The sequence below is a fragment of the Zoogloea sp. JDB1 genome (genome assembly GCF_056724025.1).
The window spans coordinates 2902539-2925268 of record NZ_CM161496.1 but is presented as its reverse complement, the minus strand read 5'-3'; the positions used below and the strand labels follow the sequence as shown (position 1 = coordinate 2925268).

At 62.8% G+C, this 22730-nt stretch carries 23 protein-coding genes and 1 tRNA gene; 6 read left to right on the top strand and 18 right to left on the bottom strand.

Going from position 1 to position 22730, the window contains the following annotated elements; genetic code table 11:
• Positions 1–297: 297 nt before the first annotated feature.
• Entirely contained in the window at positions 298–1812 is a 1515-nt protein-coding gene (locus AC1PPK_RS13095) for an acetyl-CoA hydrolase/transferase family protein (RefSeq protein WP_481113495.1), read from the bottom strand.
• A gap of 131 nt (positions 1813–1943) precedes the next feature.
• Between AC1PPK_RS13095 and AC1PPK_RS13090 the strand changes: the two genes are divergently transcribed.
• The gene (locus AC1PPK_RS13090; RefSeq protein WP_481113494.1) at positions 1944–2840 is read left to right on the top strand and encodes a LysR substrate-binding domain-containing protein; all 897 of its coding nucleotides are present in this window, start codon (positions 1944–1946) and stop codon (positions 2838–2840) included.
• 70 nt (positions 2841–2910) lie between these two features.
• Here the strand turns inward: AC1PPK_RS13090 and AC1PPK_RS13085 are convergent, their stop codons facing one another.
• Positions 2911–3588: an alpha/beta hydrolase gene (locus AC1PPK_RS13085; RefSeq protein WP_481113493.1), complete on the bottom strand. Its 678-nt coding sequence runs from the start codon at positions 3586–3588 to the stop codon at positions 2911–2913.
• 181 nt (positions 3589–3769) lie between these two features.
• Here AC1PPK_RS13085 and AC1PPK_RS13080 point away from each other — a divergent pair, with 181 nt between their 5' ends.
• Both AC1PPK_RS13080 and AC1PPK_RS13075 read left to right on the top strand, forming a co-directional pair.
• On the top strand, positions 3770–5680 hold the full coding sequence (locus tag AC1PPK_RS13080; protein WP_481113492.1) for a DUF294 nucleotidyltransferase-like domain-containing protein: 1911 nt from the start codon (positions 3770–3772) through the stop codon (positions 5678–5680).
• Positions 5677–6312: a 3'-5' exonuclease gene (locus tag AC1PPK_RS13075; RefSeq protein ID WP_481113491.1), complete on the top strand. Its 636-nt coding sequence runs from the start codon at positions 5677–5679 to the stop codon at positions 6310–6312. Before AC1PPK_RS13080 ends, AC1PPK_RS13075 begins: the two co-directional genes overlap by 4 nt.
• Before the next feature lie 4 nt (positions 6313–6316).
• On the opposite strand, the gene AC1PPK_RS13070 is transcribed toward AC1PPK_RS13075, so the two are convergent.
• A complete protein-coding gene (locus AC1PPK_RS13070) occupies positions 6317–7225 on the bottom strand; it encodes a LysR substrate-binding domain-containing protein (RefSeq protein ID WP_481113490.1) in 909 nt (302 codons plus the stop codon).
• A 107-nt stretch (positions 7226–7332) separates the two neighbouring features.
• On the opposite strand from AC1PPK_RS13070, the gene AC1PPK_RS13065 reads away from it, so the two are divergent.
• Positions 7333–8097 (top strand): TSUP family transporter, encoded by a 765-nt coding sequence (locus AC1PPK_RS13065; RefSeq protein WP_481113489.1) that lies wholly within the window; start codon positions 7333–7335, stop codon positions 8095–8097.
• A gap of 36 nt (positions 8098–8133) precedes the next feature.
• Here the strand turns inward: AC1PPK_RS13065 and AC1PPK_RS13060 are convergent, their stop codons facing one another.
• Positions 8134–8283, bottom strand: a complete 150-nt coding sequence (locus AC1PPK_RS13060; RefSeq protein WP_481113488.1) for a hypothetical protein — start codon at positions 8281–8283, stop codon at positions 8134–8136.
• The gene (orn, locus tag AC1PPK_RS13055; RefSeq protein ID WP_481113487.1) at positions 8280–8825 is read right to left on the bottom strand and encodes an oligoribonuclease; all 546 of its coding nucleotides are present in this window, start codon (positions 8823–8825) and stop codon (positions 8280–8282) included. Before orn ends, AC1PPK_RS13060 begins: the two co-directional genes overlap by 4 nt.
• A 94-nt stretch (positions 8826–8919) precedes the next feature.
• Here orn and AC1PPK_RS13050 point away from each other — a divergent pair, with 94 nt between their 5' ends.
• Both AC1PPK_RS13050 and rsgA read left to right on the top strand, forming a co-directional pair.
• The gene (locus tag AC1PPK_RS13050) at positions 8920–10173 is read left to right on the top strand and encodes a M48 family metallopeptidase (RefSeq protein WP_481113486.1); all 1254 of its coding nucleotides are present in this window, start codon (positions 8920–8922) and stop codon (positions 10171–10173) included.
• Positions 10170–11063 carry a ribosome small subunit-dependent GTPase A gene (gene rsgA, locus AC1PPK_RS13045; protein ID WP_481113485.1) on the top strand — a complete coding sequence of 298 codons (894 nt, stop codon included), beginning with the start codon at positions 10170–10172 and terminating at the stop codon, positions 11061–11063. The genes AC1PPK_RS13050 and rsgA overlap by 4 nt, the downstream gene beginning before the upstream one ends.
• Positions 11064–11072: 9 nt before the next feature.
• Here the strand turns inward: rsgA and AC1PPK_RS13040 are convergent, their stop codons facing one another.
• From AC1PPK_RS13040 to AC1PPK_RS12980, 13 genes are all read right to left on the bottom strand, one after another.
• Positions 11073–11834, bottom strand: coding sequence for a proteasome-type protease (locus AC1PPK_RS13040; protein WP_481113484.1), 762 nt, complete (start codon positions 11832–11834; stop codon positions 11073–11075).
• A gap of 78 nt (positions 11835–11912) precedes the next feature.
• Positions 11913–12290, bottom strand: a complete 378-nt coding sequence (locus AC1PPK_RS13035; protein WP_481113483.1) for a MerR family transcriptional regulator — start codon at positions 12288–12290, stop codon at positions 11913–11915.
• Entirely contained in the window at positions 12277–12582 is a 306-nt protein-coding gene (locus AC1PPK_RS13030; RefSeq protein WP_173862649.1) for an integration host factor subunit alpha, read from the bottom strand. Before AC1PPK_RS13030 ends, AC1PPK_RS13035 begins: the two co-directional genes overlap by 14 nt.
• Before the next feature lie 6 nt (positions 12583–12588).
• Positions 12589–14967, bottom strand: coding sequence for a phenylalanine--tRNA ligase subunit beta (pheT, locus tag AC1PPK_RS13025; protein WP_481113482.1), 2379 nt, complete (start codon positions 14965–14967; stop codon positions 12589–12591).
• Positions 14968–14970: 3 nt separating this feature from the next.
• Positions 14971–16002: a phenylalanine--tRNA ligase subunit alpha gene (gene pheS / locus AC1PPK_RS13020; protein ID WP_481113481.1), complete on the bottom strand. Its 1032-nt coding sequence runs from the start codon at positions 16000–16002 to the stop codon at positions 14971–14973.
• Between the two features lie 71 nt (positions 16003–16073).
• On the bottom strand, positions 16074–16433 hold the full coding sequence (gene rplT, locus AC1PPK_RS13015) for a 50S ribosomal protein L20 (RefSeq protein ID WP_079434014.1): 360 nt from the start codon (positions 16431–16433) through the stop codon (positions 16074–16076).
• 14 nt (positions 16434–16447) lie between these two features.
• A complete protein-coding gene (gene rpmI, locus AC1PPK_RS13010) occupies positions 16448–16645 on the bottom strand; it encodes a 50S ribosomal protein L35 (RefSeq protein ID WP_481113480.1) in 198 nt (65 codons plus the stop codon).
• 130 nt (positions 16646–16775) lie between these two features.
• A complete protein-coding gene (gene infC / locus AC1PPK_RS13005) occupies positions 16776–17279 on the bottom strand; it encodes a translation initiation factor IF-3 (protein ID WP_254050880.1) in 504 nt (167 codons plus the stop codon).
• A gap of 47 nt (positions 17280–17326) precedes the next feature.
• Positions 17327–19243 (bottom strand): threonine--tRNA ligase, encoded by a 1917-nt coding sequence (thrS, locus tag AC1PPK_RS13000; protein ID WP_481113479.1) that lies wholly within the window; start codon positions 19241–19243, stop codon positions 17327–17329.
• Positions 19244–19394: 151 nt separating this feature from the next.
• A tRNA-Val gene (locus AC1PPK_RS12995) sits at positions 19395–19471 on the bottom strand.
• A gap of 47 nt (positions 19472–19518) precedes the next feature.
• The gene (locus AC1PPK_RS12990; protein WP_481113478.1) at positions 19519–20331 is read right to left on the bottom strand and encodes a 3'-5' exonuclease; all 813 of its coding nucleotides are present in this window, start codon (positions 20329–20331) and stop codon (positions 19519–19521) included.
• Positions 20331–21221 (bottom strand): cysteine synthase CysM, encoded by an 891-nt coding sequence (gene cysM / locus AC1PPK_RS12985; protein ID WP_481113477.1) that lies wholly within the window; start codon positions 21219–21221, stop codon positions 20331–20333. The genes AC1PPK_RS12990 and cysM overlap by 1 nt, the downstream gene beginning before the upstream one ends.
• A gap of 170 nt (positions 21222–21391) precedes the next feature.
• A complete protein-coding gene (locus tag AC1PPK_RS12980; protein WP_481113476.1) occupies positions 21392–22714 on the bottom strand; it encodes a UDP-glucose dehydrogenase family protein in 1323 nt (440 codons plus the stop codon).
• Positions 22715–22730 lie beyond the last annotated feature (16 nt).

The following is a 22730-nucleotide window of genomic DNA, read 5'->3' as shown; positions in this document are numbered from 1 at the left end:
ACCCTAAAAAATTCTTAAGAAACAAATTCCGTCCGGCAGCGATTTGCACGCGTCCGACTGCGCAGAATTTCACGGAAGCCATTCTTGAATCACGCCACAAATGATCCTTACGATCAAAGCAACTGAGTAGACGCAAAAAAACCAACACCGCATTCCGCGGGGAGAGGGACGCGGAATGCGGGCTGGCCTTGGGGGAGATGCAGGCGTTACTACCTGGACTTCGGATCGAAGGGCATTATCGACGGCCGAAGGAGCCGGGAGCGCGGCCTGCGCGCGCTCCGGTTTGGGGTAAGACAATCAGGCGAAGGCTGGCTCCGGCTGCTTGTCGAGCATCGAACCGCTCTGCTCGTAGCGCAGGTGCCAGGCAAAAGCCTCCTGCAGCAGATGCGGTGTGTGACCGCCGCGCTTGGTGGCGCGCAGGAAGTAGTCGCGCAACGCGTCGCGGTACAGCGGGTCGGTGCAGTTGTCGATGACCTGGCGGGCCCGCTCGCGGGGCGCCAGGCCCCGCAGGTCGGCCAAGCCGTGCTCGGTGACGATGATGTCAGTGTCGTGCTCGGTGTGATCCACATGGGACACCATTGGGACGATGCTGGAGATCTTGCCGTCCTTGGCGATGGACTTGGTGACGAACACCGAAAGGTGCGCGTTGCGGGCGAAGTCGCCGGAGCCGCCGATGCCGTTCATCATGTGCGTACCGCCCACGTGGGTGGAGTTCACATTGCCGTAGATGTCGCACTCCAGCGCCGTATTGATGGTGATCAGGCCCAGGCGCCGGATGACTTCCGGGTGGTTGCTGATCTCCTGCGGACGCAGCACCAAACGCTGCTTGTAGCGCTCGATGTCGCCCAGCACACGCTCGTAGGCACTCTTCGACAGGGTGATGCTGGATGCCGACGCGAAGGTCAGACGGCCGTCGTCGAGGAGCTCGACGGTACTGTCCTGCAGCACTTCGGAGTACATCTTGAGATCACGGAACGGGGAATCCAGCATGCCGTGCAGCACCGCGTTGGCGATGGTGCCGATACCGGCCTGCAGCGGCTGCAGGGACGGCGACAGACGGCCGGCCTTCACCTCGCGGTAGAGGAACTCGTTCAGGTGGCCGGCAATGGCATTGGTCTCGTGGTCCGGCGGCAGCACGTTGGACGGGCTGTCGGCCTTCTCGGTCAGCACGATGGCGACGATTTTCTCAGGGTCGACCGGGATGTATGGCAGGCCGATTCGCTGCTCCGGAGAGATCAGCGGAATCGGCAGGCGATGCGGACGGTAGGTCGGGATGTAGATGTCGTGCAGGCCTTCGAGGCCCTCCGGCATCTTCACATTGATCTCGACGATAATCTTCTTGGCCAGCACCGCGAAGCTGGCGGAATTGCCTACCGAGGTGGTTGGCACGATGCCGCCGTTCTCGGTGATGGCGGTCGCCTCGACGACGGCGATGTCCACCGGCGCGATCTGGCCGGAGCGCAGCTGCTCGACGGTCTCGGACAGGTGCTGGTCGATGAAGGCAACCTCGCCGGCGTTGATCTTGCGGCGCAGGGTCGGATCGGACTGGAAAGGAATGCGACGGGCGATGACGTTGGTTTCGGTCAGCACCTTATCGATATCGTTGCCCAAGGACGCACCGGTCATCAGGGTGATCTGCAGCGGCTCGCGGGTGGCGCGCTCGGCCAGCGCAAAGGGCACCGCCTTGCAGTCACCAGCACGGGTGAAGCCGCTCATGCCGACGGTCATGCCGTCCTTGAACAACAGGGCGGCCTCTTCCGGCGACATGATGCGCTCTCGCAGGCGCTGCAGGCGAATACGGTCCATGGACATACTTATTTCTCCGATCCTTCTAATCTTGTTGGGCTCGCCTCGACGGGCAAGTTCGCGTGGAAGTATAGAAGTCGGAAATAAGTCAATGGATGACTTAAACTACTTGAAACCAGTCGCTTTTTTCATGACCAATGGACCTGCGCGCGCTTCGCTATTTCATCGAAACCGTCCGCCAGAACAGCTTCACGCTGGCCGCCGAAAAGCTCCACGTTACCCAATCGACGGTCAGCAAGATGATCCGACAGTTGGAAGACGAGATCGGCCAGCCGCTGCTCAGCCGCGAAGGGCGTCAGCTGCGCCTCACCGACGTGGGGCGGATCCTGTTCGCGCGCGGCCAGGAGGCCCTCGGCGTCATGCAGGAGCTGTCCCGGGAAGTCGCCGACCTGACCGCCCTCACCCGCGGCGAACTTACCGTCGGCATGCCGCCGATGATCAACCTGCTGTTCTCGCCGGTGGTGAAGGCCTTCTGCGAGCGCTATCCTGGCCTGCGCCTGACCCTGCAGGAAAACGGCGGTCAGGTGATCGAACAGCAGGTGGCGAGCGGCGAACTGGAGGTCGGCGTCACCATCCTGCCGGCCGACCCGGCGCTGGAACTGACCAGCCGCCATTACGGGCGCTACCCCATCCTGGTCGTCGGGCCGCGCCATGCGCGCTGGGCACAGGGCGCTGACGTCCGCATCGCATCACTGCAGGACGAGCCGCTGGTGCTGCTGCCCGACGATTTCTCCCTGACCCGCCGCCTGCGCGCCGCCTTCGACGAAGCCCGCCTGACGCCGCGTATCGCCGCCCAGAGTGGGCAATGGGACTTCCTCGTAGCAATGGCTGCGGCCGGCCTCGGCACCACCTTCCTGCCAGCACCGCTGCTGGCCCGCCTCAACGTGGGCAACGAACTGGCGGTGCGCCCCCTCGCCTCGCCCGGCATCGACTGGGACGTGGCGCTGATTTGGAAGCCCCGCCGCTACCTCTCTCACGCTGCGCGGGCGTGGCTGGCTGTCTGCGAGGAAGTGCTGGTGCCGTCAACGCCCTGAGGCGGGATCGCGGACACCACGCAAATCGCCTGGGTGCCACCGCCCTGAGCCCTTGCACGCAGTGGGCCCGTCAGCCCTTCAACACGGTGGCGAGCCAGTTTTCGATATCCCTGATTTCATCGAGACACAGGCTGTGCTCCATCCGATAGCCATACCACTCGAGCGGATAGCCGGCAGCGACAAGCAGATCGCCGGACTTCTTGCCAAAAGCATGGGGGATCACTGGATCATGCTGCCCGTGAGCCATGAAGATCGGCACATCCCGGTTAGCTTCGGCCGCTTCCGCCGCCAGCTTATCGGCCAGTGGCACATACGTAGACAGTGCCAGGATGCCCGCCAGCCGTCGCGGATGGCGCAGGCCAGTATGCAGCGCAATGGCCCCGCCCTGGGAAAAGCCAGCCAGTACGATGCACTCGTCGGGGATGCCGCGGGCGTTCTCGCGGGCGATCAAGGCCTCCACCTGGGCCGCCGACTCCAGCACGCCGACCGGGTCTTCCCGTCGCTCGGAAAAGTCCATCGACACAATGTCGTACCAGGCTCGCATGATGTAGCCGGCATTGATCGTCACTGCGCGCTCCGGTGCGTGCGGGAAGATGAAGCGGGTCGGCGGCAAGCGGTCGGCGTCGAGTTCGTCCACCACCGGTTCGAAGTCGTGGCCATCGGCACCCAGGCCATGCAGCCAGATCACCGCATGGGTCGGTTCGGGAGCCGTTGTGATCTCGACGGCGGGCAAGAGCGGAACAGTCATGGGGTCTCCTTGGAGTCAGGCTCAAATCGGGCCCGATTGTAGCCGGGTCAGCGCCCAGCCCGCCGTCCGGCGGCCCGGCACCGTCACGTGTGCAAAAGTAACGATTTATTGCGCAAGATCATCACCGGGGGGCAAGGGCGAGGTAGATTCATGGGCTTGATCCGTGCCTTGCGTCCCGCTTATGGTCACTACCGCTCCCGATACCCTGATCCGCACCAATCTCGACTTCCTGCGGCGCCATCCGCCCTTCGACCGGATGGAGGCCGAAGCCCTGCATTTCCTCGGAGAACGCCTGGCCACCGCCTTCTACCCGGCCGATTCGGAAATCCTGATGCCGGAAGACGGTCCGCCGAGCTTCTTCTACATCGTGTATCGGGGCAAGGTACAGGCCCGTCAGGTCGGGGGTGTTGCCGTCACCGAATATGCCACGCTGACCCTGGGGCCCGGCGAGGGCTTCCCGATCGGCGCCATATCCGCCGGGCGGCCGTCCACCAACGGCTACCTCGCGGTGGAAGACACCTACTGTTTCCAGCTGCCGGCCGCCGACTTCCTGCACCTGCAGGAGATCAGCCCGAGTTTCCAGCTGTTCTGCACGCGCTACATCGCCAGCCTGCTCAATCAATCGCGGGAACAGTTGCAGATCCAGTTCTCCCAACGGGCTGCCGAGCAGCAGACAATGACCACGCCACTGTCCAGTCTGATCAAGAAGGCGCCGGTCTTCGTGCCGCCCGGACTCAGCACCCGCACCGCCCTCGAAAAGATGGTGGAGGCTGGCGTCGGCTGCATGGCGGTCGCCGGGGACGACGACAAGCCCGTCGGCGTATTGACCCAGAGCGACATCCTGAAGCGCATCGTGCTGCCTGGCTTCGATCTGGCCCGGCCGATCGCCGACGTGATGACTGCTCCGCCCCACACCCTGGGCTGCAATGCCAGCGCCTACGATGCCGCCCTCGAAATGGCCACCCACGGCGTGCGCCACATCCTCGTGGTGGATGCGGAAGACAAGCTGAAGGGCGTCATCTCCGAGCGCGACCTGTTCGCGCTGCAACGCATCGGCCTGCGGCAGATCCGTTCCAGCATAGAGAGCGCAGCTGATGTACAGGCCCTGCAGCGGGCAAGCCAGGACATCCGCCAGTTGGCCCTCAACCTGCTGGCCCAGGGCATCGGCGCCGAGCAGCTGACCCAGTTCATCTCGGCCCTCAACGATGCGCTGACGCGCCGCATCATCGAACTCAACCTGGACCGTCACGACCTCTACGGCGTGGAGTACGCGTGGCTGGCCTTCGGCTCCGAAGGCCGCCACGAGCAAACCCTATCAACAGACCAGGACAACGGGATCATCTACGTGCTGCCCGAATGGGCCGACAAGGAACCCCTCAAGCTGCGCCTGCTGGAGTTCGCCCGCGACGTCAATAACGACCTGGCGAGCTGCGGCTTCCCGCTGTGCACCGGCAACATCATGGCCAGCAACCCGGACCTGTGCCTCACCATCGACGAATGGCGGGAGCGCTTCGGCACCTGGATCCGCGAACCGCACCCGGAAGCCCTGCTCAACGCCACCATCTTCTTCGACTTCCGCGTGCTGTTCGGCGACGAGAAGCTTGCCTACAGGCTGCGCCACTGGCTGCTGTCGATGACCGGCGGCAACCCGGCCTTCCTGAAGGCAATGGCCACCAATGCGCTGGACGTGTCGCCACCACTGGGCAAGATCCGCGACTTCGTCACCGACGACGATCCCAAGTATCCGGGCACCATCGATCTGAAGAAATTCGGCGCCCGCCTGTTCGTCGACGCCGCCCGCGTGCTGGCCCTGCGCACCGGCGTCGAGGCCACCAGCACAGTGCAGCGCCTGCGCCAGGGCGGCGGCCGGATCGGCATGCCGGCGGAGGAACTCGCCGCGATGGCAGACGGCTTCCATTTCATCCAGCTGCTGCGCCTGCGCCACCAGCACCTGGACACCGACCACGGTGCGCCAGGTGACAACCGGGTGAAGCCGGACGACCTCAACGAGCTGGACCGGCGCATCCTCAAGGAAGCCTTCCGCCAGGCCCGCAAGATCCAACTGCGACTCAAGCTGGACTACCAAATATGAGCTGGCTCTCCCGACTCCTGCCCAGCAGCGGACCGGGCCTCAGTCCCGAACAACAGGCCAGCCTGGCGACGATCACGCGTCACCGCCCCCCCGAACTGGGACGCAGCCATTTCGAGACACGCTACGTGGTCGTCAATGCGGAAAGCCGGCCGATGGACGGCGGCGGGCAGCGCCTCATCGGCGTCGGCGCAGTGGCGATCAACCGCGGGCTGCTACACCCGGCCGAGAGCTTCCGAGCCGAACTGCTCACCGCGCCAGCCGAAGCTCTGCTTGGGCTGCTGCACTTCATCGCCCGTGCACCACTGGTGGTCTACAACGCACCGTTCAACCAAGGCATTCTCGAGCGGGGTTTCGAACAGAACCTGGGCAGTGTACCGGCGCTGGAATGGCTGGACCTGATGGTGATCATGCCCAGCCTGTACCCAGAACGGATCGCCGGCCAGGCCAGCATGGACGCCTGGCTCGGCGCCTTCGGCATCGACCGGCCAGACCGTCACGACGCGGTACTGGAAGCCCTCGCCGTCGCCCAGCTCCACCAGGTGGCGCTGGCCCGCGCCAAGGCTCAGGGGCTCAACACCCCGCAGGACTTGCTCGAAAGCCAGACCAGCCGCAAATGGCTGCGCGGTAGCTGAACGGTTATCCCGAAACCAGAGCCCGCTGCCAGCGTTCCTCGCACAGGGCCGCAAAGCGCCGGGCCAGCGGTGACGGCGCGTGCGGCAGCAGGATCGCCGCGTCGGTGGTCGCATCTCTGTCATCAAGCGGCCGCACCTGTGCGCCGGCGGGCACCAGGGCGACCATGCCCTCCGGGATCACCGCAATGCCGAAGCCGGCCGCCACCAGACTCAGCATCGAGGTCTTGCGGGAAATGACATTTCCCATCCGCGGCACGAAGCCCCGCTGCAGGCACAGGTCCGTCATCCGCCGGGCCAGCCCCCCTCGCTCCCGGTGCACCGCCGACACGAAGGGCACCTCGGCCAGATCGGCGAGCCGAAGGCTCTGCCGGTTGGCGAGAGGATGCGCGGCCGGGATCGCCACGACGAGCCGCTCCCTCGCCAGCGGAGCGAACTGCACGGCCGGATCCCTGCGCAGCACCGGCATCCGCGCCACACCTATGTCGGCACGACCGGCAGCGATCTCGGCCACCTGTATCTCTGACGAAACCCGGTCCAGATCCACCCGCGCCGCCGGCGCCGCTTCAGCAAAAGCCTGCAGGCTGGCCAGCAGTGGACCGCCGATGGGGATCGAGCTCGAATGCAGCAGCCGCAACACGCCCGACTCCCCACGGGCCAGGCAGCGCGCATCCTCCGCGGCTTCGTCTATAGCCTGGGTGACATCCCCGATACGCTCGCGGAACAGCGCGCCGCCCGGCGTAAGGCTTACACCGCGCGCCTCGCGGACGAACAGCGGAAAACCCAGCTCCTCCTCCATTAGCGCGATCTGCCGGCTGAGCGCCGGTTGCGCGACGAAGAGCCCGACTGACGCTTGGGAAAGATTGCCGGTTTCGGCAACGGCCAGGAAGTAGCGGATCTGACGCAGGCTAAGCATTCCAGAAAATCATGACTTGAGAAGAAAATTGATATTGGCGTTATACATCGACCAATTCCAGAATTCCATACACGTCGACTCCTTGCACAAAGATCATGGAAAACTGGATGCCCACCCTGCTCTTCAGCACCGCCGATATTTCCGCCTTGGCGACGGCTTTTGCGATTCTGGTCGTCGCCTACGCCATCTTTGCGCTGCTCGGCTTCGGTTCCGCACTCATCGCCAGCACACCGCTGGCCTGGGTGATGCCGGTCAGCCGCATCGTGCCCCTTCTGGCCCTGCTCGACGCCGCGGGCTCGCTGCAGCGGGGCTACCAGGCCCGCCACCTCATCAACCGGAGCAGCCTGATGCGCCTGGTGCCCGGCATGCTGGCCGGCCAGTTGGTCGGCGTGAGCCTGCTGGCCCATCTGCCGCTGGGCATCCTGGCGATGCTGCTCGGCCTTTTCGTGGCCGGCTACGGCTTGCGCGAACTGCGCGGACGTCACGGATCCGAGGCTCCTGGACAAGGTGCCGCCTGGCTGTACGGGGGATTCGGGGGGGTATTGGGCGGGCTGTTCGGCAGCGGCGGTTTCGTCTATGCCACTTACCTGCAGGCCCATCTGCCCGGACGGGAAGCCTATCGCGCCACCCAGGCGGTCATGATCGCCCTGTCCACCGGCTGGCGGATCGCCTTGTGCGTGGCCGCCGGCCTCATCGACGACCGCCTGCTGCTCACCGCGCTGGCGATGCTGCCAGCCGCTTACCTGGGCATGGCGCTTGGCCGCCATGTGGACAAGCGCTTGGGCGGAGCGGGCTTTGCCAGGCTGCTGAACCTGTTCCTGATCGCTTCCGGCCTGACCTTGATCGGCAAGGGCGTGCAGCAGATTTCGTAAATCGACACTCCCGCGGCAAGCGCCGCGGGAACTCAGTCAGCCGTAGACCTTGCACATTAGCGGCGAGGCCACCCGCGGAGTGAAATAGCCAAGCGCGAAGAAGAATGCGCACAGCAACAGCACCCCAAGCACTCGCCGCCGATTGCGGCGCCACCAGTCGGCGAAGGCTCGAGGCACGGCGCTCATACCTTCAGGAAGTGCTCGCGGTAGTAGCGCAGTTCGGCGATCGATTCGTGAATGTCGGCCAGGGCCTGGTGGGCGCCCTTCTTCTCGAGACCCTTGTAGACATCCGGACGCCAACGGCGGACCAGCTCCTTGAGGGTGGACACATCCAGGTTGCGGTAATGGAACCAGTCTTCCAGCTTGGGCATGTAGCGCGCCATGAAGCGGCGATCCTGACCGATGGAGTTGCCACACATCGGCGAGGTGCGCGACGGGATGTACTGCTTCATGAACTCCAAGTAGATCGCCTCGGCTTCCGCCTCCCCGATGCTGGACGCCTTGACCCGGTCGATCAGGCCGGAACGACCGTGGGTGTTCTTGTTCCACTCGTCCATGCCGTCGAGCACGGCGTCCGGCTGGCGGACCGCAATGACCGGGCCTTCCGCCACCACGTCGAGATTGCTGTTGGTGACGACCATCGCCATTTCAATAATGCGGTCGCTGTCGGGATTCAGGCCGGTCATTTCCATGTCCAGCCAGATGAGGTGATTCTGGTCCTGTGCCATAATCGGCTCGCTTTTCGGTAAAGGCGCGATTTTACGCGCTTGCCGCTTCCCGTCACGCCTTCCAGCGCCTTCCCCCGGTGTCTTTTCCCGACCGATGACCTCCAGCAGCTTCACCGCCCTGTTCCTCTTTGCCCTTGGCGCCGGCCTGCTCACCCGTCTGTGGCTGGCCCAGCGGCAGATTCGCCATGTGGCCGGCCATCGGGCCGCAGTGCCGGCCGCCTTCGCGGCGAGCATTGCCCTCGACGCTCATCAGAAAGCAGCTGACTACACGGTCGCCCGGGTCAGGCTGGGCATCGTCGATCTGCTGATCTCCGCCGCCCTGCTGCTGGGCCTGACCGTCGGCGGCGGCCTGCAGGCGCTGTTCGCACTGAGCGCCACGGTATTCACGCCCGGCACGCTTCAGCACAGCGTGGCCTTCATCGCGGTGGTGGCATCCGTCTCCTGGCTGGTGGACCTACCGCTCACCGTCTATCGCAGCTTCGGGCTCGAAGCCCGCTTCGGCTTCAACCGGCTGACCCCTGCGCTGTTCGTCGCCGACACCCTGAAGGGCATTGTGCTGTCCGCCGTCATCGGCCTGCCGCTGATCAGCTTCGTGCTGTGGCTGATGGCGGCCATGGGCCCGCTGTGGTGGCTGTACGTGTGGGCCTTCTGGCTGGGCTTCAACCTGCTCGTGCTGCTGGTCTACCCGACCTTCATCGCCCCGCTCTTCAACAAATTCCAACCCCTCGAGGATGGCCCGCTGAAGACCCGCATCGAAGGCCTGATGGAACGCTGTGGCTTCCGCCTGTCCGGCCTGTTCGTCATGGACGGCTCCAAGCGCTCGGCCCACGGCAATGCCTACTTCACGGGCTTCGGCGCCGCCAAGCGCATCGTCTTCTTCGACACGCTGCTGGAAAAGCTCGCCCCCACCGAGGTGGAAGCCGTGCTCGCCCACGAACTCGGCCATTACCACCACCACCACCTGTGGAAGCGCCTTGCCGTCATCGGCGCCGGCAGCCTGGTCTTCTTCGGACTGCTCGGCCACCTGGCCGGCCAGGAGTGGTTCTTCAACGGGCTGGGAATGCAGGAGAACGGCACGGCCCCTACGCTGGTGTTGTTTGCGCTGGTACTGCCGATCTTCACCTTCCCGCTGACCCCGCTAATGAGCATGTGGTCGCGGCGCCATGAATTCCAGGCCGATGCCTACGCGGCCAGCCAGGCGCCGGCCACCGAACTGGTCAGCGCCCTGGTCAAACTGTACCGGGACAACGCCTCGACCCTCACACCGGACCCGCTCTACTCCAGCGTCTATGACTCCCACCCGCCGGCGGCGATCCGCATCGCTCACCTGCAAGGGGCTGCGCGATGAAGGCCATCGGCACGCTGGTAGCCGCTTTCGGGCGACAGTATGAAGTCCGCTCCGAAGCGGGTGAGATCCTGTTGTGCGTACCGCGAGGCAAGAAGAGCCTGTTCGCCTGCGGGGACAGGGTACAGTACGCATCGACCGGGCCGGGCCAGGGCGTCATCGAGAAGCTGGTTGAGCGCAGCAGCCTGCTCTACCGCTCGGATGCCTGGCGCCAGAAGCTGATTGCCGCCAATGCAACTCAGGTCGCGCTGGTGGTAGCGACAGAACCCAGTTTCTCGGACGAATTCCTGTCCCGCTGCATCTGCGCGGCGGAAAGTCAGCATCTGAAGGTACTGATCGTACTGAACAAGACCGACCTGAGCACCAACCTGGAGGCAGCTCGCGCGCAACTGGCGCCCTTCGTCGCTCTGGGCTACCCTGTTCTGGAACTGTCCGCGCTGAGTGACGTGGAGTTGCTGCGGGCCCGCCTGATCGGCGAAACAAGCCTGCTGGTGGGGCAGTCCGGCATGGGAAAATCCACGCTGACCAATGCCCTGATACCTGAAGCACGGGCCGAAACCCGCGAGATTTCCGAAGTGCTGGATACCGGCAAGCACACCACCACCTTCGCCCGCCTCTATGCGCTGCCAGAAGGTGGCGGCATCATCGACAGCCCCGGCATGCAGACATTCGGCCTGGTGCACCTCAGCGCCGAAGAGCTCGAAGACAGCTTCCGGGAGTTTCGCCCTTACCGCGGCGAGTGTCGTTTCCGCGATTGCCGCCACGACGCCGAGCCGGGCTGCGCGCTACGCGAGGCCGCCGAAAGCGGCAAAGTCGATCCCCGCCGCCTGCGCCAGTTCCTGCAGTTCCGCACCGAGTGCGAACAGGGCCGGCGCATGGCGCAGGGGTGGTGAGAACCGAACTTAAGCGTCACCCTTCGGGGCCGCTTCGCCGCTGAGCCAATCAGGGTTGGGCAACTCATCGAAGGCGTGACCAAGGGCCTCGCTCCAGCGGTTGCGGATCATCGCGAAATATTCGTTCTTCGCGTCGATACTGACGTGGGACGAAATCTTGAGCTCGTCGGTCTTGAGGATGGCCAGATCGAGGGGCACGCCCACCGAAAGGTTCGAGCGGATCGTCGAATCCATGGAGATCAGCGCCAGCTTGGCCGCCTCGTCCAGGCTGGTCTGGCTTTTCACGACGCGGTCGATAATCGGCTTGCCGTACTTGGACTCGCCGATCTGGAAGTACGGTGTGTCCGGCGTAGCCTCGATGAAGTTGCCAGCCGCGTAGACATGAAACAGGCGCGGTGCTTCATTGCCGATCTGTCCGCCGAGAATAAGCGCCGCAGTGAAATCGATGCCGAAGCTCTGCAGCGCGTCTGCATCCCGCCGATGCACCTCGCGTAGCGTGTCGCCCACGTGCCGGGCCGCCTCGAACATGTTCGGCACCGACCACAGGTTTTCCCGCCCATCCTGGGCCGCCATCGTCTCACGCAGCATCGACACTAGTTGCTGCGTAATCGCCAGATTGCCCGAGCTCATCAGGACCATCACCCGCTCGCCGGGGCGCTGGAAAATGGACATCTTGCGGAAGGTATTAATGTGGTCGACGCCCGCATTGGTACGGGAATCCGACAGGAAAACCATACCCGCATCGAGCAGCATGCTGACACAATAAGTCATGGGGAGAGTCCCAAGAAAAAGGCGGTCCGGATGACGGACCGCCGGGAGAGTTTGAAAGCTGTGTAAGGCGTCGTCGCGTCAGCGACGCAGATCATCGAGAATGGACTTGATCTCCGCACGGATATCGCTCAACTGCCCGCGCAAACCGGCAGCTTCCTCCACATCTTCGAGCTTACGCGCCCCCAGCTCACCGAGTTGGTTGCGCGCGCCAGAAATGGTGAAGCCGTCCCGGTACAACAGTTCGCGAATCCGGCGAATCAGCAGCACTTCGTGATGCTGATAGTAGCGCCGATTGCCACCCCGCTTGACCGGCCGCAACTGGGTGAACTCCTGCTCCCAGTAACGCAGCACATGAGGCTTGACCCCGCACAGATCGCTGACCTCACCGATGGTGAAGTAGCGCTTGGCGGGAATCGGCGGCAATTCGGCTATCGCCGGAACTTCACTTTGCGACATCACTCAGTTGCTCCACATTGGCCTTGAGCTTCTGGCTGGCGTGGAAAGTCACCACACGCCGGGCGGTGATGGGGATCTCTTCACCAGTCTTGGGGTTTCGACCAGGACGCTGCGGTTTCTCGCGAAGCTGAAAGTTGCCGAAGCCGGAGAGTTTGACGCAATCCCCACGCTCCAGCGCCAGGCGGATTTCCTCAAAGAAGCACTCGACCATGTCCTTGGCTTCGCGCTTGTTGAGTCCCACCTGTTCAAACAGCATGTCGGCGAGTTCCGCCTTGGTAAGTGTCATACCCATGTTGACTCAGGCCCTCAACTTCGCGCCGAGATTTTCTTCGGCATGGCGGGTCAGGGCAGTCATCGCGGCATCCACTTCAGCGTCCTCCAGAGTCCGCTGAGTTTCTTGCATAACTACACGGAAAGCAAGGCTTTTCCGGTTCGGCTCGATACCTTTGCCCTGGTACTGATCGAACAGTTCGATGCGCTGCACAATGACCGGAGCCACCTGCTGCAGGCCCTTCAGCAGACTTGCCGCCGTCACATCCTGCTCGACGACCAGCGCCAGATCACGAGTCACCGCCGGGAAGCGGGACAACTCCTTGTAAGCCGGCGTCACGGTACCGAGCAGTGCGTCGAGTTCGATCTCGAAGACCACCGGCGCAGTGCCCAGTTCGTAACGCTGTACCCAGATCGGGTGCAGTTCGCCGATGAAACCGATTTCGCGGCCATCGAGCAGCACGCGCGCGGAGCGGCCCGGGTGCAGGGCAGGATGGGAAGCCCGCTCGAACTCAGCGACACGCGGGAACAGCAGCGCTTCCAGGTCAGCCTTGACGTCGTAGAAGTCCACGTTCCGGTTGGACTCCCCCCACTGCTCGGCCTTGGCCAGGCCCGCCGCCAGCGCGGCCACGCGCAGCGGCTGGTGGTAGCCCTCAACCGGCTTGCCGGCAGCATCCTTCGCGAAGCAGCGACCGATCTCGAAGACGCGGACGCGAGTTGTCTGGCGCTTGCGGTTGGTCACCACGTTGGACACCAGGCCGCCGATAAGACTGGAGCGCATCACGCTCATCTGGCTGGCGATGGGGTTAGCCAGACGGACCGGGTCGGCGTTGCCGCTGAAGTCCTTCTCCCAGGCCTCTTCGACGAAGGCGAAGTTGATGACTTCCTGATACTCGCGGCTGGCGATCAGGCGGCGGACGGTCATCGTGTCGCGACGGGCCTCGGGGCGCGGCAACATGCTGATCGGGCCCTTCGGGGCAACGGTCGGGATATTGTCGTAGCCGTGCAGGCGCGCGATCTCCTCGATGAGATCCTCCTCAATCTCCAGGTCGAAGCGGTAGGACGGCGGCGTGACAACGAAATCCTCGCCGTCACGGGCTACCTGGAGATTCAGGCGGATGAACATTTCGGCGACGTGATCGGCCGTCAGCTGGATACCCAGCACACGACGCACGCGCGCGGCGCGCAGGCGGATCGGCGCACGGGCGGGCAGCTTGGCCGCATCGACGACTTCGTTCACCGGACCGGCAGAGCCACCGCAGATATCCACGATCAGGCGGGTTGCCCGCTCGATGGCCTGAGCGGCCAATGCGAAGTCGACGCCGCGCTCGAAGCGGTAGGACGCATCCGACGAGAAACCATAGGCGCGCGCGCGCCCGGCGATCGCATCCGGGGCGAAGAAGGCGCTCTCCAGGAATAGATCGGTGGTTTCCAGCGTAATGCCGCTTTCCTCGCCGCCCATGATGCCGGCCAGCGCCAGCGCGCGGGACTCGTCTGCGATCAGCAGGGTGTCGGCCGCCGGCGTGACGGTCTGGCCGTTGAGCAGCAGCACCTGCTCGCCCGCCTGCGGGAAACGCACGTGGATGGCGCCGTTCAGCTTGGCCTCGTCGAAGGCGTGCAGCGGCTGGCCCAGTTCGAGCATCACGTAATTGGTAACGTCCACCAGCGCGCTGATCGAGCGGATACCGCTGCGGGCCAGGCGCTGCTTCATCCAGTCGGGCGTTGCAACCTTGGCGTCGACACCGCGGATGATCCGGCCGGCGTAACGCGAGCAGGCTTCCGGCGCGTCGAGCACGATGCCTCGTACACCATCATGGACGGGCACCACGGGCTCGCTCACCGGCAGGCTGAGCGGCTTGCCGGTCAGCGCTGCGACTTCACGGGCGATGCCGGTCAGGCTCAGGCAATCGGCGCGGTTCGGCGTCAGCTTGATGGTGAACAGCGTGTCGTTGAGGTCGAGGTACTCGCGCAGGTCGGTACCGACAGGCGCATCCTCCGGCAGCACCAGCAGACCGTTGCTCTCTTCGGAGATGCCCAACTCCTTGGCGGAGCACAGCATGCCGAAGGACTCGACGCCGCGCAGCTTGGCCGCCTTGATGCCGAAACCGGCCAGGTCGGCGCCCACCAGCGCGCACGGGATCTTGATGCCGGCGGCCGCATTCGGCGCACCGCAGACGATCTGGAGCAGCTCGTCCTGCCCCGCATCCACCTTGCAGACACGCAGCTTGTCGGCGTTGGGGTGCTTTTCGGCCTCGACGATCTGCGCGACCACCACCTTGGAAAACTGGGCGGCCACGCCGTCCTGCTCTTCCACTTCCAGCCCCGCCATCGTGAGCAAATGCCCAAGCGCGTCCGAATCGAGGTCCGGACTGACGAAGCTGCGCAACCAGAGTTCTGAGAATTGCATGGCTTACCTGAATTGACCGAGGAAACGAAGATCGCCTTCGAAGAACAGGCGAAGGTCATTGACGCCATACCGCAGCATGGTCAGCCGGTCGGGCCCCATGCCGAAAGCAAAGCCGGTGTAACGCTCGGGGTCGATGCCACCGAAGCGCAAAACGTTGGGATGGACCATGCCGCAGCCGGCGATCTCCAGCCAGCGCCCCTTCAACGCACCGCTCATAAAGGCCACGTCGATCTCGGCGGAAGGCTCGGTGAACGGGAAGAAGGACGGACGGAAACGCACCTGCAGGTCGTCGCTTTCAAAGAAGCTGCGCAGGAAGTCAGCGACCACGCCCTTCAGGTCGGCAAAGCTGACGCTCTCGCCCACCCACAGGCCTTCGACCTGGTGGAACATCGGGGAGTGGGTGGCATCGGAGTCGACGCGGTAGACGCGGCCCGGCGCGATCACGCGCAGCTCGGGCATCGTGTCGCGATCCTTGTAGGCCTCGACGTGGGCCTGCATCGCGCGGATCTGGACCGGACTGGTATGGGTGCGCAGCAGCACGCCCTCGCCGTTTTCCAGATAGAAGGTGTCGTGCATCGAACGGGCCGGATGGTTGGCCGGGGTGTTCAATGCCGTGAAATTGTAGAAATCGGTCTCGATCTCCGGCCCTTCGGCCACATCGAAGCCGATGGAGCGGAACAGCTGTTCGACACGCTCCAGCGTACGCACCACAGGGTGGAGACCACCGATGCCGGCACCACGGCCAGGCAGGCTCACATCCAGTGCTTCGGCGGCCAATTGCGCTTCGAGCGCGGCCTGTTGCAGCGCATCGCGGCGCGCGTTGAGCTGCGCTTCGATGGCGGCCTTGGCCTTGTTGATCTCGGCACCGGCCGTCTTGCGGGCTTCCGGATCGAGTTTGCCGAGGCCCTTCAGCAGTTCGGTGAGAGAACCGCCCTTGCCCAGGTAGCGCGCCTTGGCGGCCTCCAGGGCTGCTCCGTCCGCGGCGGCGGCGAAATCCACGCCAGCCTGCGCGACGAGTTGATCGAGTTGATCCATTTTTCCTGTCTTATCCCGGGTTCAGGACAAAAAAAAGGAGGCTAGGCCTCCTTTTTTCGTGCTACGCAAGATTACGCAGCGAGCTTGGCCTTGGCTTGTTCGGCGAGCGCCGCAAAAGCGGGCTTGTCGAACACGGCCAGGTCGGCCAGAACCTTGCGATCCACTTCGATGGAGGCCTTCTTCAGACCGTTCATGAAGCGGCTGTAGGTCAGACCAACTTCACGGGCGGCCGCATTGATACGGGCGATCCACAGGGCACGGAACTGACGCTTGCGCTGACGACGGTCACGGTAAGCGTACTGACCGGCCTTCATCACCGCCTGCTTGGCGATCCGATATACGTTCTTGCGACGGCCGCGATAGCCCTTGGCTTGATCGAGGACCTTCTTGTGGCGGGCGCGAGCGGTTACACCGCGTTTAACTCGGGGCATTGCGTTCTCCTAAATCAAGCGTAAGGCATCATTGCGCGGATGGACTTTTCGTCCGAAGCATGCACGGCAGTCATGCCGCGCAGCTGGCGCTTGCTCTTGGTGGTCTTCTTGGTCAGGATGTGGCGCTTGAACGCCTGCGAACGCTTGATGCTACCGGAAGCGCGGATCTTGAACCGCTTGGCGGCGCCGCTCTTGGTCTTCATCTTGGGCATGAAGTACTCCACTTATATCATGGCACCAGGTGGCTTCCGACTTTCGGAAACGCTTCAACAACCCGTCACCACTTGTTCCGGCGGACTATGTTGTCCGCCGTACTCCGGAGCCCGAAGGCCCCGAAAATCCTCAGTGCTTCTTTTTCGGCGCGATAACCATGATCATCTGGCGCCCTTCCATCTTCGGCATCTGTTCGACTTGGGCGATTTCGTCCAAGTCGGCCTTGATACGCTCGAGCTGGCGCATGCCGAACTCCTGGTGAGCCATTTCGCGACCGCGGAAACGGAGCGTCACCTTGGCCTTGTCACCATCGTTCAGGAACTTGATCAGGTTACGCAGCTTGATCTGGTAATCGTTCTCGTCCGTACCCGGACGCAGCTTGACTTCCTTGACCTGGATCTGCTTCTGCTTCTGCTTGGCCTCGTGGGCGCGCTTGGCTTCTTCGTACTTGTACTTGCCGAAGTCCATCAAGCGACACACCGGCGGCTTGGCCATCGGTGCGATCTCTACCAGATCCACACCGGCCTCTTCCGCCGCTTCGAGTGCAGCACGCAGAGAAACGATGCCGATCTGCTCACCGTCCTCACCCGTCAAGCGCACTTCCGGCACACTAATTTCGCCGTTGATGCGCAGCTTCTTTTCCTGAGCGATGGTTCAAGTCTCCTATGAAAACAAAAAAATCAGGCCGTGCCAGCAAACGAGGAAACCTCGTACTGCCAACGCTCAACAACCGAATCTAGGGTCAGTTGACCGAGGTCTTGATTTCCTCGGGCGCGCACGGCCACTACATTAGCTGCCTTTTCCTTATCGCCCACGACAAGGATGTACGGCAACTTACGCACGCTATGTTCGCGTATTTTATAAGTAATCTTCTCGTTGCGCAAATCAGCTTCGACGCGGAAGCCGCGAGCACGCAGGGAATTGACCACATCCGTGACGTAATCCACCTGGGATTCGGAGATATTCAGCACGACCGCCTGTACCGGCGCCAGCCACATGGGCAAGGCTCCCGCGTAGTTCTCGATCAGGATACCGATGAAGCGCTCCAGCGAACCCAGGATGGCCCGGTGCAGCATCACCGGCGTATGGCGGCCGTTATCCTCGCCCACGTACTCAGCCCCCAGGCGAGTCGGCATGGAAAAGTCCACCTGGACCGTACCGCACTGCCAGGAGCGACCAATCGCGTCCTTGATGTGGAACTCGATCTTCGGACCATAGAAGGCACCCTCGCCCGGCAACTCATCCCACTCCAGGCCACTGGCACGCAACGCGGAACGCAGGCCGCTCTCGGCCTTGTCCCACACTTCGTCCGAACCCACCCGGCTATCCGGACGCAGGGCGAGCTTGACGGCCACATCCTTGAAGCCGAAATCCGCATACACCTTGCGAACCAAGGCATTGAAGGCGGTGACTTCGGCCTCGATCTGATCTTCGGTACAGAAGATATGCCCATCATCCTGGGTGAAGCCGCGCACCCGCATGATGCCGTGCAGCGCACCGGAAGGTTCGTTGCGATGACAGGCCCCGAACTCGCCGTAGCGGAGCGGCAACTCGCGATAGGAGCGCAGATCGGAATTGAAGATCTGGATGTGCCCCGGGCAGTTCATCGGTTTCACCGCGTAATCTCGACTTTCCGATTCGGTGGTGAACATATTGGCCTTGTAGTGCTCCCAGTGACCAGACTTCTCCCACAGCGAACGATCCAGGATCTGCGGACAGCGCACCTCTTGATAGCCATTATTGCGATAGACGGCACGCATGTACTGCTCGACCGCCTGCCAGACCGTCCAACCATTGGGATGCCAGAACACCAGACCCGGCGCCTCTTCCTGCAGATGAAAGAGATCGAGCTGCTTGCCCAGACGGCGATGATCCCGCTTCTCGGCCTCTTCCAGCATGTGCAGGTAGGCCTCCTGGTCTTCCTTCTTGGCCCAGGCGGTACCGTAGATGCGCTGCAACATCTCGTTCTTGGAGTCGCCGCGCCAGTAGGCGCCAGCCACCTTCATCAGCTTGAAGACTTTCAACTTGCCAGTGGACGGCACGTGAGGACCACGACACAGGTCGGTGAAATCACCCTCCCGATACAGGGAGACATCCTGATCCTCCGGGATCGACGCAATGATTTCAGCCTTGTAGTGCTCACCGATGGACTTGAAGTACGCCACCGCCTCATCCCGCGGCAGCACGCTGCGCTCGACAGGAATATCACGCTTGGCGAGCTCAGCCATGCGCGCCTCGATCGCCACCAGATCTTCCGGAGTGAACGGGCGCTTGTAGGAAAAATCGTAGTAGAAGCCGTTTTCGATCACAGGCCCGATGGTCACCTGCGCCTCCGGGAACAGCTCCTTGACCGCATAGGCCAGCAGATGGGCGGTCGAGTGGCGAATGACCTCCAGACCGTCGGGATCCTTGTCCGTAACGATCGACAACGCCACATCGGACTCGATCAAACAGGAAGTATCGACCAGATTGCCTTCAATCTTGCCGGCAAGAGCTGCCTTGGCAAGGCCGGTACCAATCGACGCAGCAACCTGGGCAATGGTTACAGGCTGCTCAAAACTGCGAACAGAACCGTCGGGCAAGGTGATGTTGGGCATGGTGGCTCGCTCAAAGGAAAAATCTGGGCAAAAAAAAAGTGCGGCCGAGCCGCACTTTTTTCTCTACCGAAAAACGCCTTACAGGCTGACTCGACACTATTTAGTCAAGGGCACTGCAAGTTCGAAACATTGCGTTTTCCTCTTAGGTGTTTGGTAGGCGCGATTGGACTCGAACCAACGACCCCCACCATGTCAAGGTGGTGCTCTAACCAGCTGAGCTACGCGCCTAAGAAGCCCGCATTATAGATGAACTTCAGAAGTTGTCAACACTATTTTCACTTTCCCTCTTCCACCTGCGGCCATGCCGCCAGAAAGCGCTGCCAACGGGGAGCCGCCACACGGCCGAGAGACTCCCGCACGAAGGCGATCTCCACGTCGTACTGCGTCTTGTCGAGCGCACCGCGCATCAATTGGAAACGCAGGAATACCAGGTAGGTGTTGACCACATCGGTCTCGCAGTAATCGCGAATCTCGCCGATGCGCCCTTCGCAGTACCCCCTCCAGACCGCCGAACCATCCATACCAAGTTTGCCCGGAAACCCCATCAGCTTGGCCAGATCATCCAGCGGCGCATTCGCACGCGGTTGATACAGCGCGAGCAGGTCCATCAGATCCAGGTGGCGGGTGTGGTAGCGGCTGATGTAGTTGTTCCACTTGAAGTCACGGGAGTCATGAAAGTCCCCATCTCCAAGATCCCAATATCGCGGCGCGACGATGCCATGCAGCATGCCTCGATAATGCAGCACTGGCAGATCGAAGCCACCGCCGTTCCACGACACGATCTGCGGTGTAAAGCGCTCGATGCCGTCGAAGAAGCGCTGGATCAACTGCCCTTCTGTGCACTCCGGCTCCGACAGGGAAAAGACCCGGAACTGGCTTGCATCCCGCAACGCGCAGGAAATCGTGACGACCCGCTGCAAGTGATGGGGCAGAAAGTCCGTGCCGTTCGCCGCCCGCCGCTGCTGAAACGCGAACTCAGCCACCTCCTCGTCTGGAAGTTCAGCGGGCAGCCCATGCAGGACGCGAATCCCCTGGACATCCGGGATCGTCTCGATGTCGAAGACGAGGGTGGTAGCCAGAGCAGCCATCAGGCAGGGAATACCCCGGTGGACAGATAACGGTCACCCCGATCGCAGACAACCGAGACGATGACCGCATTCTCGACCTGTTCAGCCAGACGCAGCGCGACATGCATGGCGCCACCGGAGGAAATGCCAGCGAAGATGCCCTCCTCCCGTGCCAGGCGACGGGTCATTTCTTCGGCGTCAGCCTGCGCCACGTACTCCAGGTGATCGACCTTGCTCTTGTCGTAGATCTTCGGCAGGTAAGCCTCGGGCCACTTGCGAATCCCCGGAATCTGCGCACCTTCGGTCGGCTGGCAACCAATGATCCGGATCGCCGGGTTCTGCGCCTTCAAGTACGCGGAGACGCCCATGATGGTACCGGTGGTGCCCATGCTGCTGATGAAGTGGGTGATCGTTCCGCCGGTCTGCTGCCAGATCTCCGGCCCGGTGCCATCAATGTGCGCTTGAGGATTGTCCGGATTGGCGAACTGGTCGAGGATCACGCCGCGCCCCTCGTCGCGCATTTTTTCGGCCACGTCGCGGGCGAGCTCCATGCCACCCTCCTTCGGAGTCAGTACCAGTTCGGCACCGAAGGCCCGCATCGTCTGCCGACGCTCGATGCTCTGGTTTTCCGGCATGACCAGGATCATGCCGTAGCCGCGAATAGCCGCCGCCATTGCCAGCGCGATGCCGGTGTTGCCGCTGGTTGCTTCGATCAGCGTATCGCCGGGGCGGATGTCACCGCGCAATTCAGCATGCAGAATCATCGACATGGCCGGCCTGTCCTTCACCGAGCCCGCCGGGTTGTTACCCTCCAGCTTGGCCAGAATGACATTGTTCTGCCCTGCGGTGATGCGCTTGAGACGGACCAGCGGGGTTTGCCCCACGTAGTCCTCGAGTGTTTTGAATTCCATGATTCCGTCCAATGGGATGCCGGATTGAAGCGATGATACAGAATGCCGCCCCAAGCCAGACAAGCAAACCCTGAGCCATCCGTTCAGCTCCACGTGCGCCTGGCTCCGCCGGATGAAAAAGGGGCTTCCGACGGAAGCCCCCGAAACAATTTGTCAGTTTTACGCCAGACTTACGGCCGGCCGATGCTCAGGTAAGTGAGGCCGGCCTGACGCGGCAGCTTCGGGTCGAAGATGTTACGCCCATCGAAGATGATTGGCGTCTTCAGCTTTTCCTTGATGACCGCAAAGTCGGGACTGCGGAACTCCTTCCACTCCGTCACGATCAGCAGCGCATCCGCTTCGTCGAGGGCCTGCATCGGGCGCTCGGCGTAACGCAGGCGCGGCTCATCGCCGAAAATCCGGCGCGTCTCGGCCATTGCCACCGGATCGTAAGCCGTTACAGTCGCACCACGGCGGAACAATTCGGCGATGATCACCCGACTGGGTGCCTCGCGCATGTCGTCGGTATTCGGCTTGAAGGCCAGGCCCCAGATGGCGAAGTTACGGCCGGACAGATCATCACCAAACTCGGCGACGATCTTGTTCACCAGCACGAGCTTCTGCGCGTCGTTGGCGTCCTCCACTGCGTTCAACACACGCAACGCATGACCTTCGTCAGCACCGGTCCGGATGAGCGCCTTGACGTCCTTCGGGAAACAGGAGCCGCCATAGCCACAGCCCGCATACAGGAAGTGATAGCCGATACGCGGATCGCTGCCGATACCCTGACGAACCAGCTCGATGTCGGCCCCGAGGGATTCAGCCAGCAAGGCCAGTTCGTTCATGAAACTGATGCGGGTGGCCAGCATCGCGTTGGCGGCGTACTTGGTCAGCTCCGCACTGCGCAGATCCATGATCAGCAGCTTCTCGTGGTTGCGCTGGAAGGGTGCGTACAAGGCCTTCATCAGGAAGATCGCCTGATCATCCTCCGCACCGACTACGATGCGGTCCGGGCGCATGAAGTCTTCAACCGCGGCACCTTCCTTGAGGAACTCCGGGTTGGACACGATGCTGTACGGAATGGCCTCGCCACGCGCATCGAGCTCAGCCTGCACCGCCGCCTTGACCTTGTCCGCCGTACCAACCGGCACGGTGCTCTTGTCGACGATCACCTTGTAGTCGGTCATATGCCGACCGATTGCGCGAGCCGCAGACAGAACGTACTGCAGATCAGCGGAGCCGTCCTCATCCGGCGGCGTACCGACGGCTATGAACTGGATGGTGCCAAACTGCACCGCTGCCTGGACATCCGTCGTGAAATGCAGACGCCCCGCAGCCACGTTACGCGCAACGACCTGATCCAGGCCCGGCTCATGAATGGGAATCCCGCCTTCCTCAAGAATCCGGATCTTCTCGGGATCCAGATCGAGGCACAGCACGTCGTTGCCCATCTCTGCCAGACAGGCCCCCGACACCAAGCCTACGTACCCAGTACCGACTACAGTGATTTTCATACGCTTATTTCCAATG

Bases quoted from the DNA above. Each gene is read 5' to 3' on its own strand.
- AC1PPK_RS13095 (WP_481113495.1), bottom strand. From the start codon at position 1,812: ATGTCCATGGACCGTATTCGCCTGCAGCGCCTGCGAGAGCGCATCATG.
- AC1PPK_RS13090 (WP_481113494.1), top strand. From the start codon at position 1,944: ATGGACCTGCGCGCGCTTCGCTATTTCATCGAAACCGTCCGCCAGAAC.
- AC1PPK_RS13085 (WP_481113493.1), bottom strand. From the start codon at position 3,588: ATGACTGTTCCGCTCTTGCCCGCCGTCGAGATCACAACGGCTCCCGAA.
- AC1PPK_RS13080 (WP_481113492.1), top strand. From the start codon at position 3,770: ATGGTCACTACCGCTCCCGATACCCTGATCCGCACCAATCTCGACTTC.
- AC1PPK_RS13075 (WP_481113491.1), top strand. From the start codon at position 5,677: ATGAGCTGGCTCTCCCGACTCCTGCCCAGCAGCGGACCGGGCCTCAGT.
- AC1PPK_RS13070 (WP_481113490.1), bottom strand. From the start codon at position 7,225: ATGCTTAGCCTGCGTCAGATCCGCTACTTCCTGGCCGTTGCCGAAACC.
- AC1PPK_RS13065 (WP_481113489.1), top strand. From the start codon at position 7,333: ATGCCCACCCTGCTCTTCAGCACCGCCGATATTTCCGCCTTGGCGACG.
- AC1PPK_RS13060 (WP_481113488.1), bottom strand. From the start codon at position 8,283: ATGAGCGCCGTGCCTCGAGCCTTCGCCGACTGGTGGCGCCGCAATCGG.
- orn (WP_481113487.1), bottom strand. From the start codon at position 8,825: ATGGCACAGGACCAGAATCACCTCATCTGGCTGGACATGGAAATGACC.
- AC1PPK_RS13050 (WP_481113486.1), top strand. From the start codon at position 8,920: ATGACCTCCAGCAGCTTCACCGCCCTGTTCCTCTTTGCCCTTGGCGCC.
- rsgA (WP_481113485.1), top strand. From the start codon at position 10,170: ATGAAGGCCATCGGCACGCTGGTAGCCGCTTTCGGGCGACAGTATGAA.
- AC1PPK_RS13040 (WP_481113484.1), bottom strand. From the start codon at position 11,834: ATGACTTATTGTGTCAGCATGCTGCTCGATGCGGGTATGGTTTTCCTG.
- AC1PPK_RS13035 (WP_481113483.1), bottom strand. From the start codon at position 12,290: ATGTCGCAAAGTGAAGTTCCGGCGATAGCCGAATTGCCGCCGATTCCC.
- AC1PPK_RS13030 (WP_173862649.1), bottom strand. From the start codon at position 12,582: ATGGGTATGACACTTACCAAGGCGGAACTCGCCGACATGCTGTTTGAA.
- pheT (WP_481113482.1), bottom strand. From the start codon at position 14,967: ATGCAATTCTCAGAACTCTGGTTGCGCAGCTTCGTCAGTCCGGACCTC.
- pheS (WP_481113481.1), bottom strand. From the start codon at position 16,002: ATGGATCAACTCGATCAACTCGTCGCGCAGGCTGGCGTGGATTTCGCC.
- rplT (WP_079434014.1), bottom strand. From the start codon at position 16,433: ATGCCCCGAGTTAAACGCGGTGTAACCGCTCGCGCCCGCCACAAGAAG.
- rpmI (WP_481113480.1), bottom strand. From the start codon at position 16,645: ATGCCCAAGATGAAGACCAAGAGCGGCGCCGCCAAGCGGTTCAAGATC.
- thrS (WP_481113479.1), bottom strand. From the start codon at position 19,243: ATGCCCAACATCACCTTGCCCGACGGTTCTGTTCGCAGTTTTGAGCAG.
- AC1PPK_RS12990 (WP_481113478.1), bottom strand. From the start codon at position 20,331: ATGGCTGCTCTGGCTACCACCCTCGTCTTCGACATCGAGACGATCCCG.
- cysM (WP_481113477.1), bottom strand. From the start codon at position 21,221: ATGGAATTCAAAACACTCGAGGACTACGTGGGGCAAACCCCGCTGGTC.
- AC1PPK_RS12980 (WP_481113476.1), bottom strand. From the start codon at position 22,714: ATGAAAATCACTGTAGTCGGTACTGGGTACGTAGGCTTGGTGTCGGGG.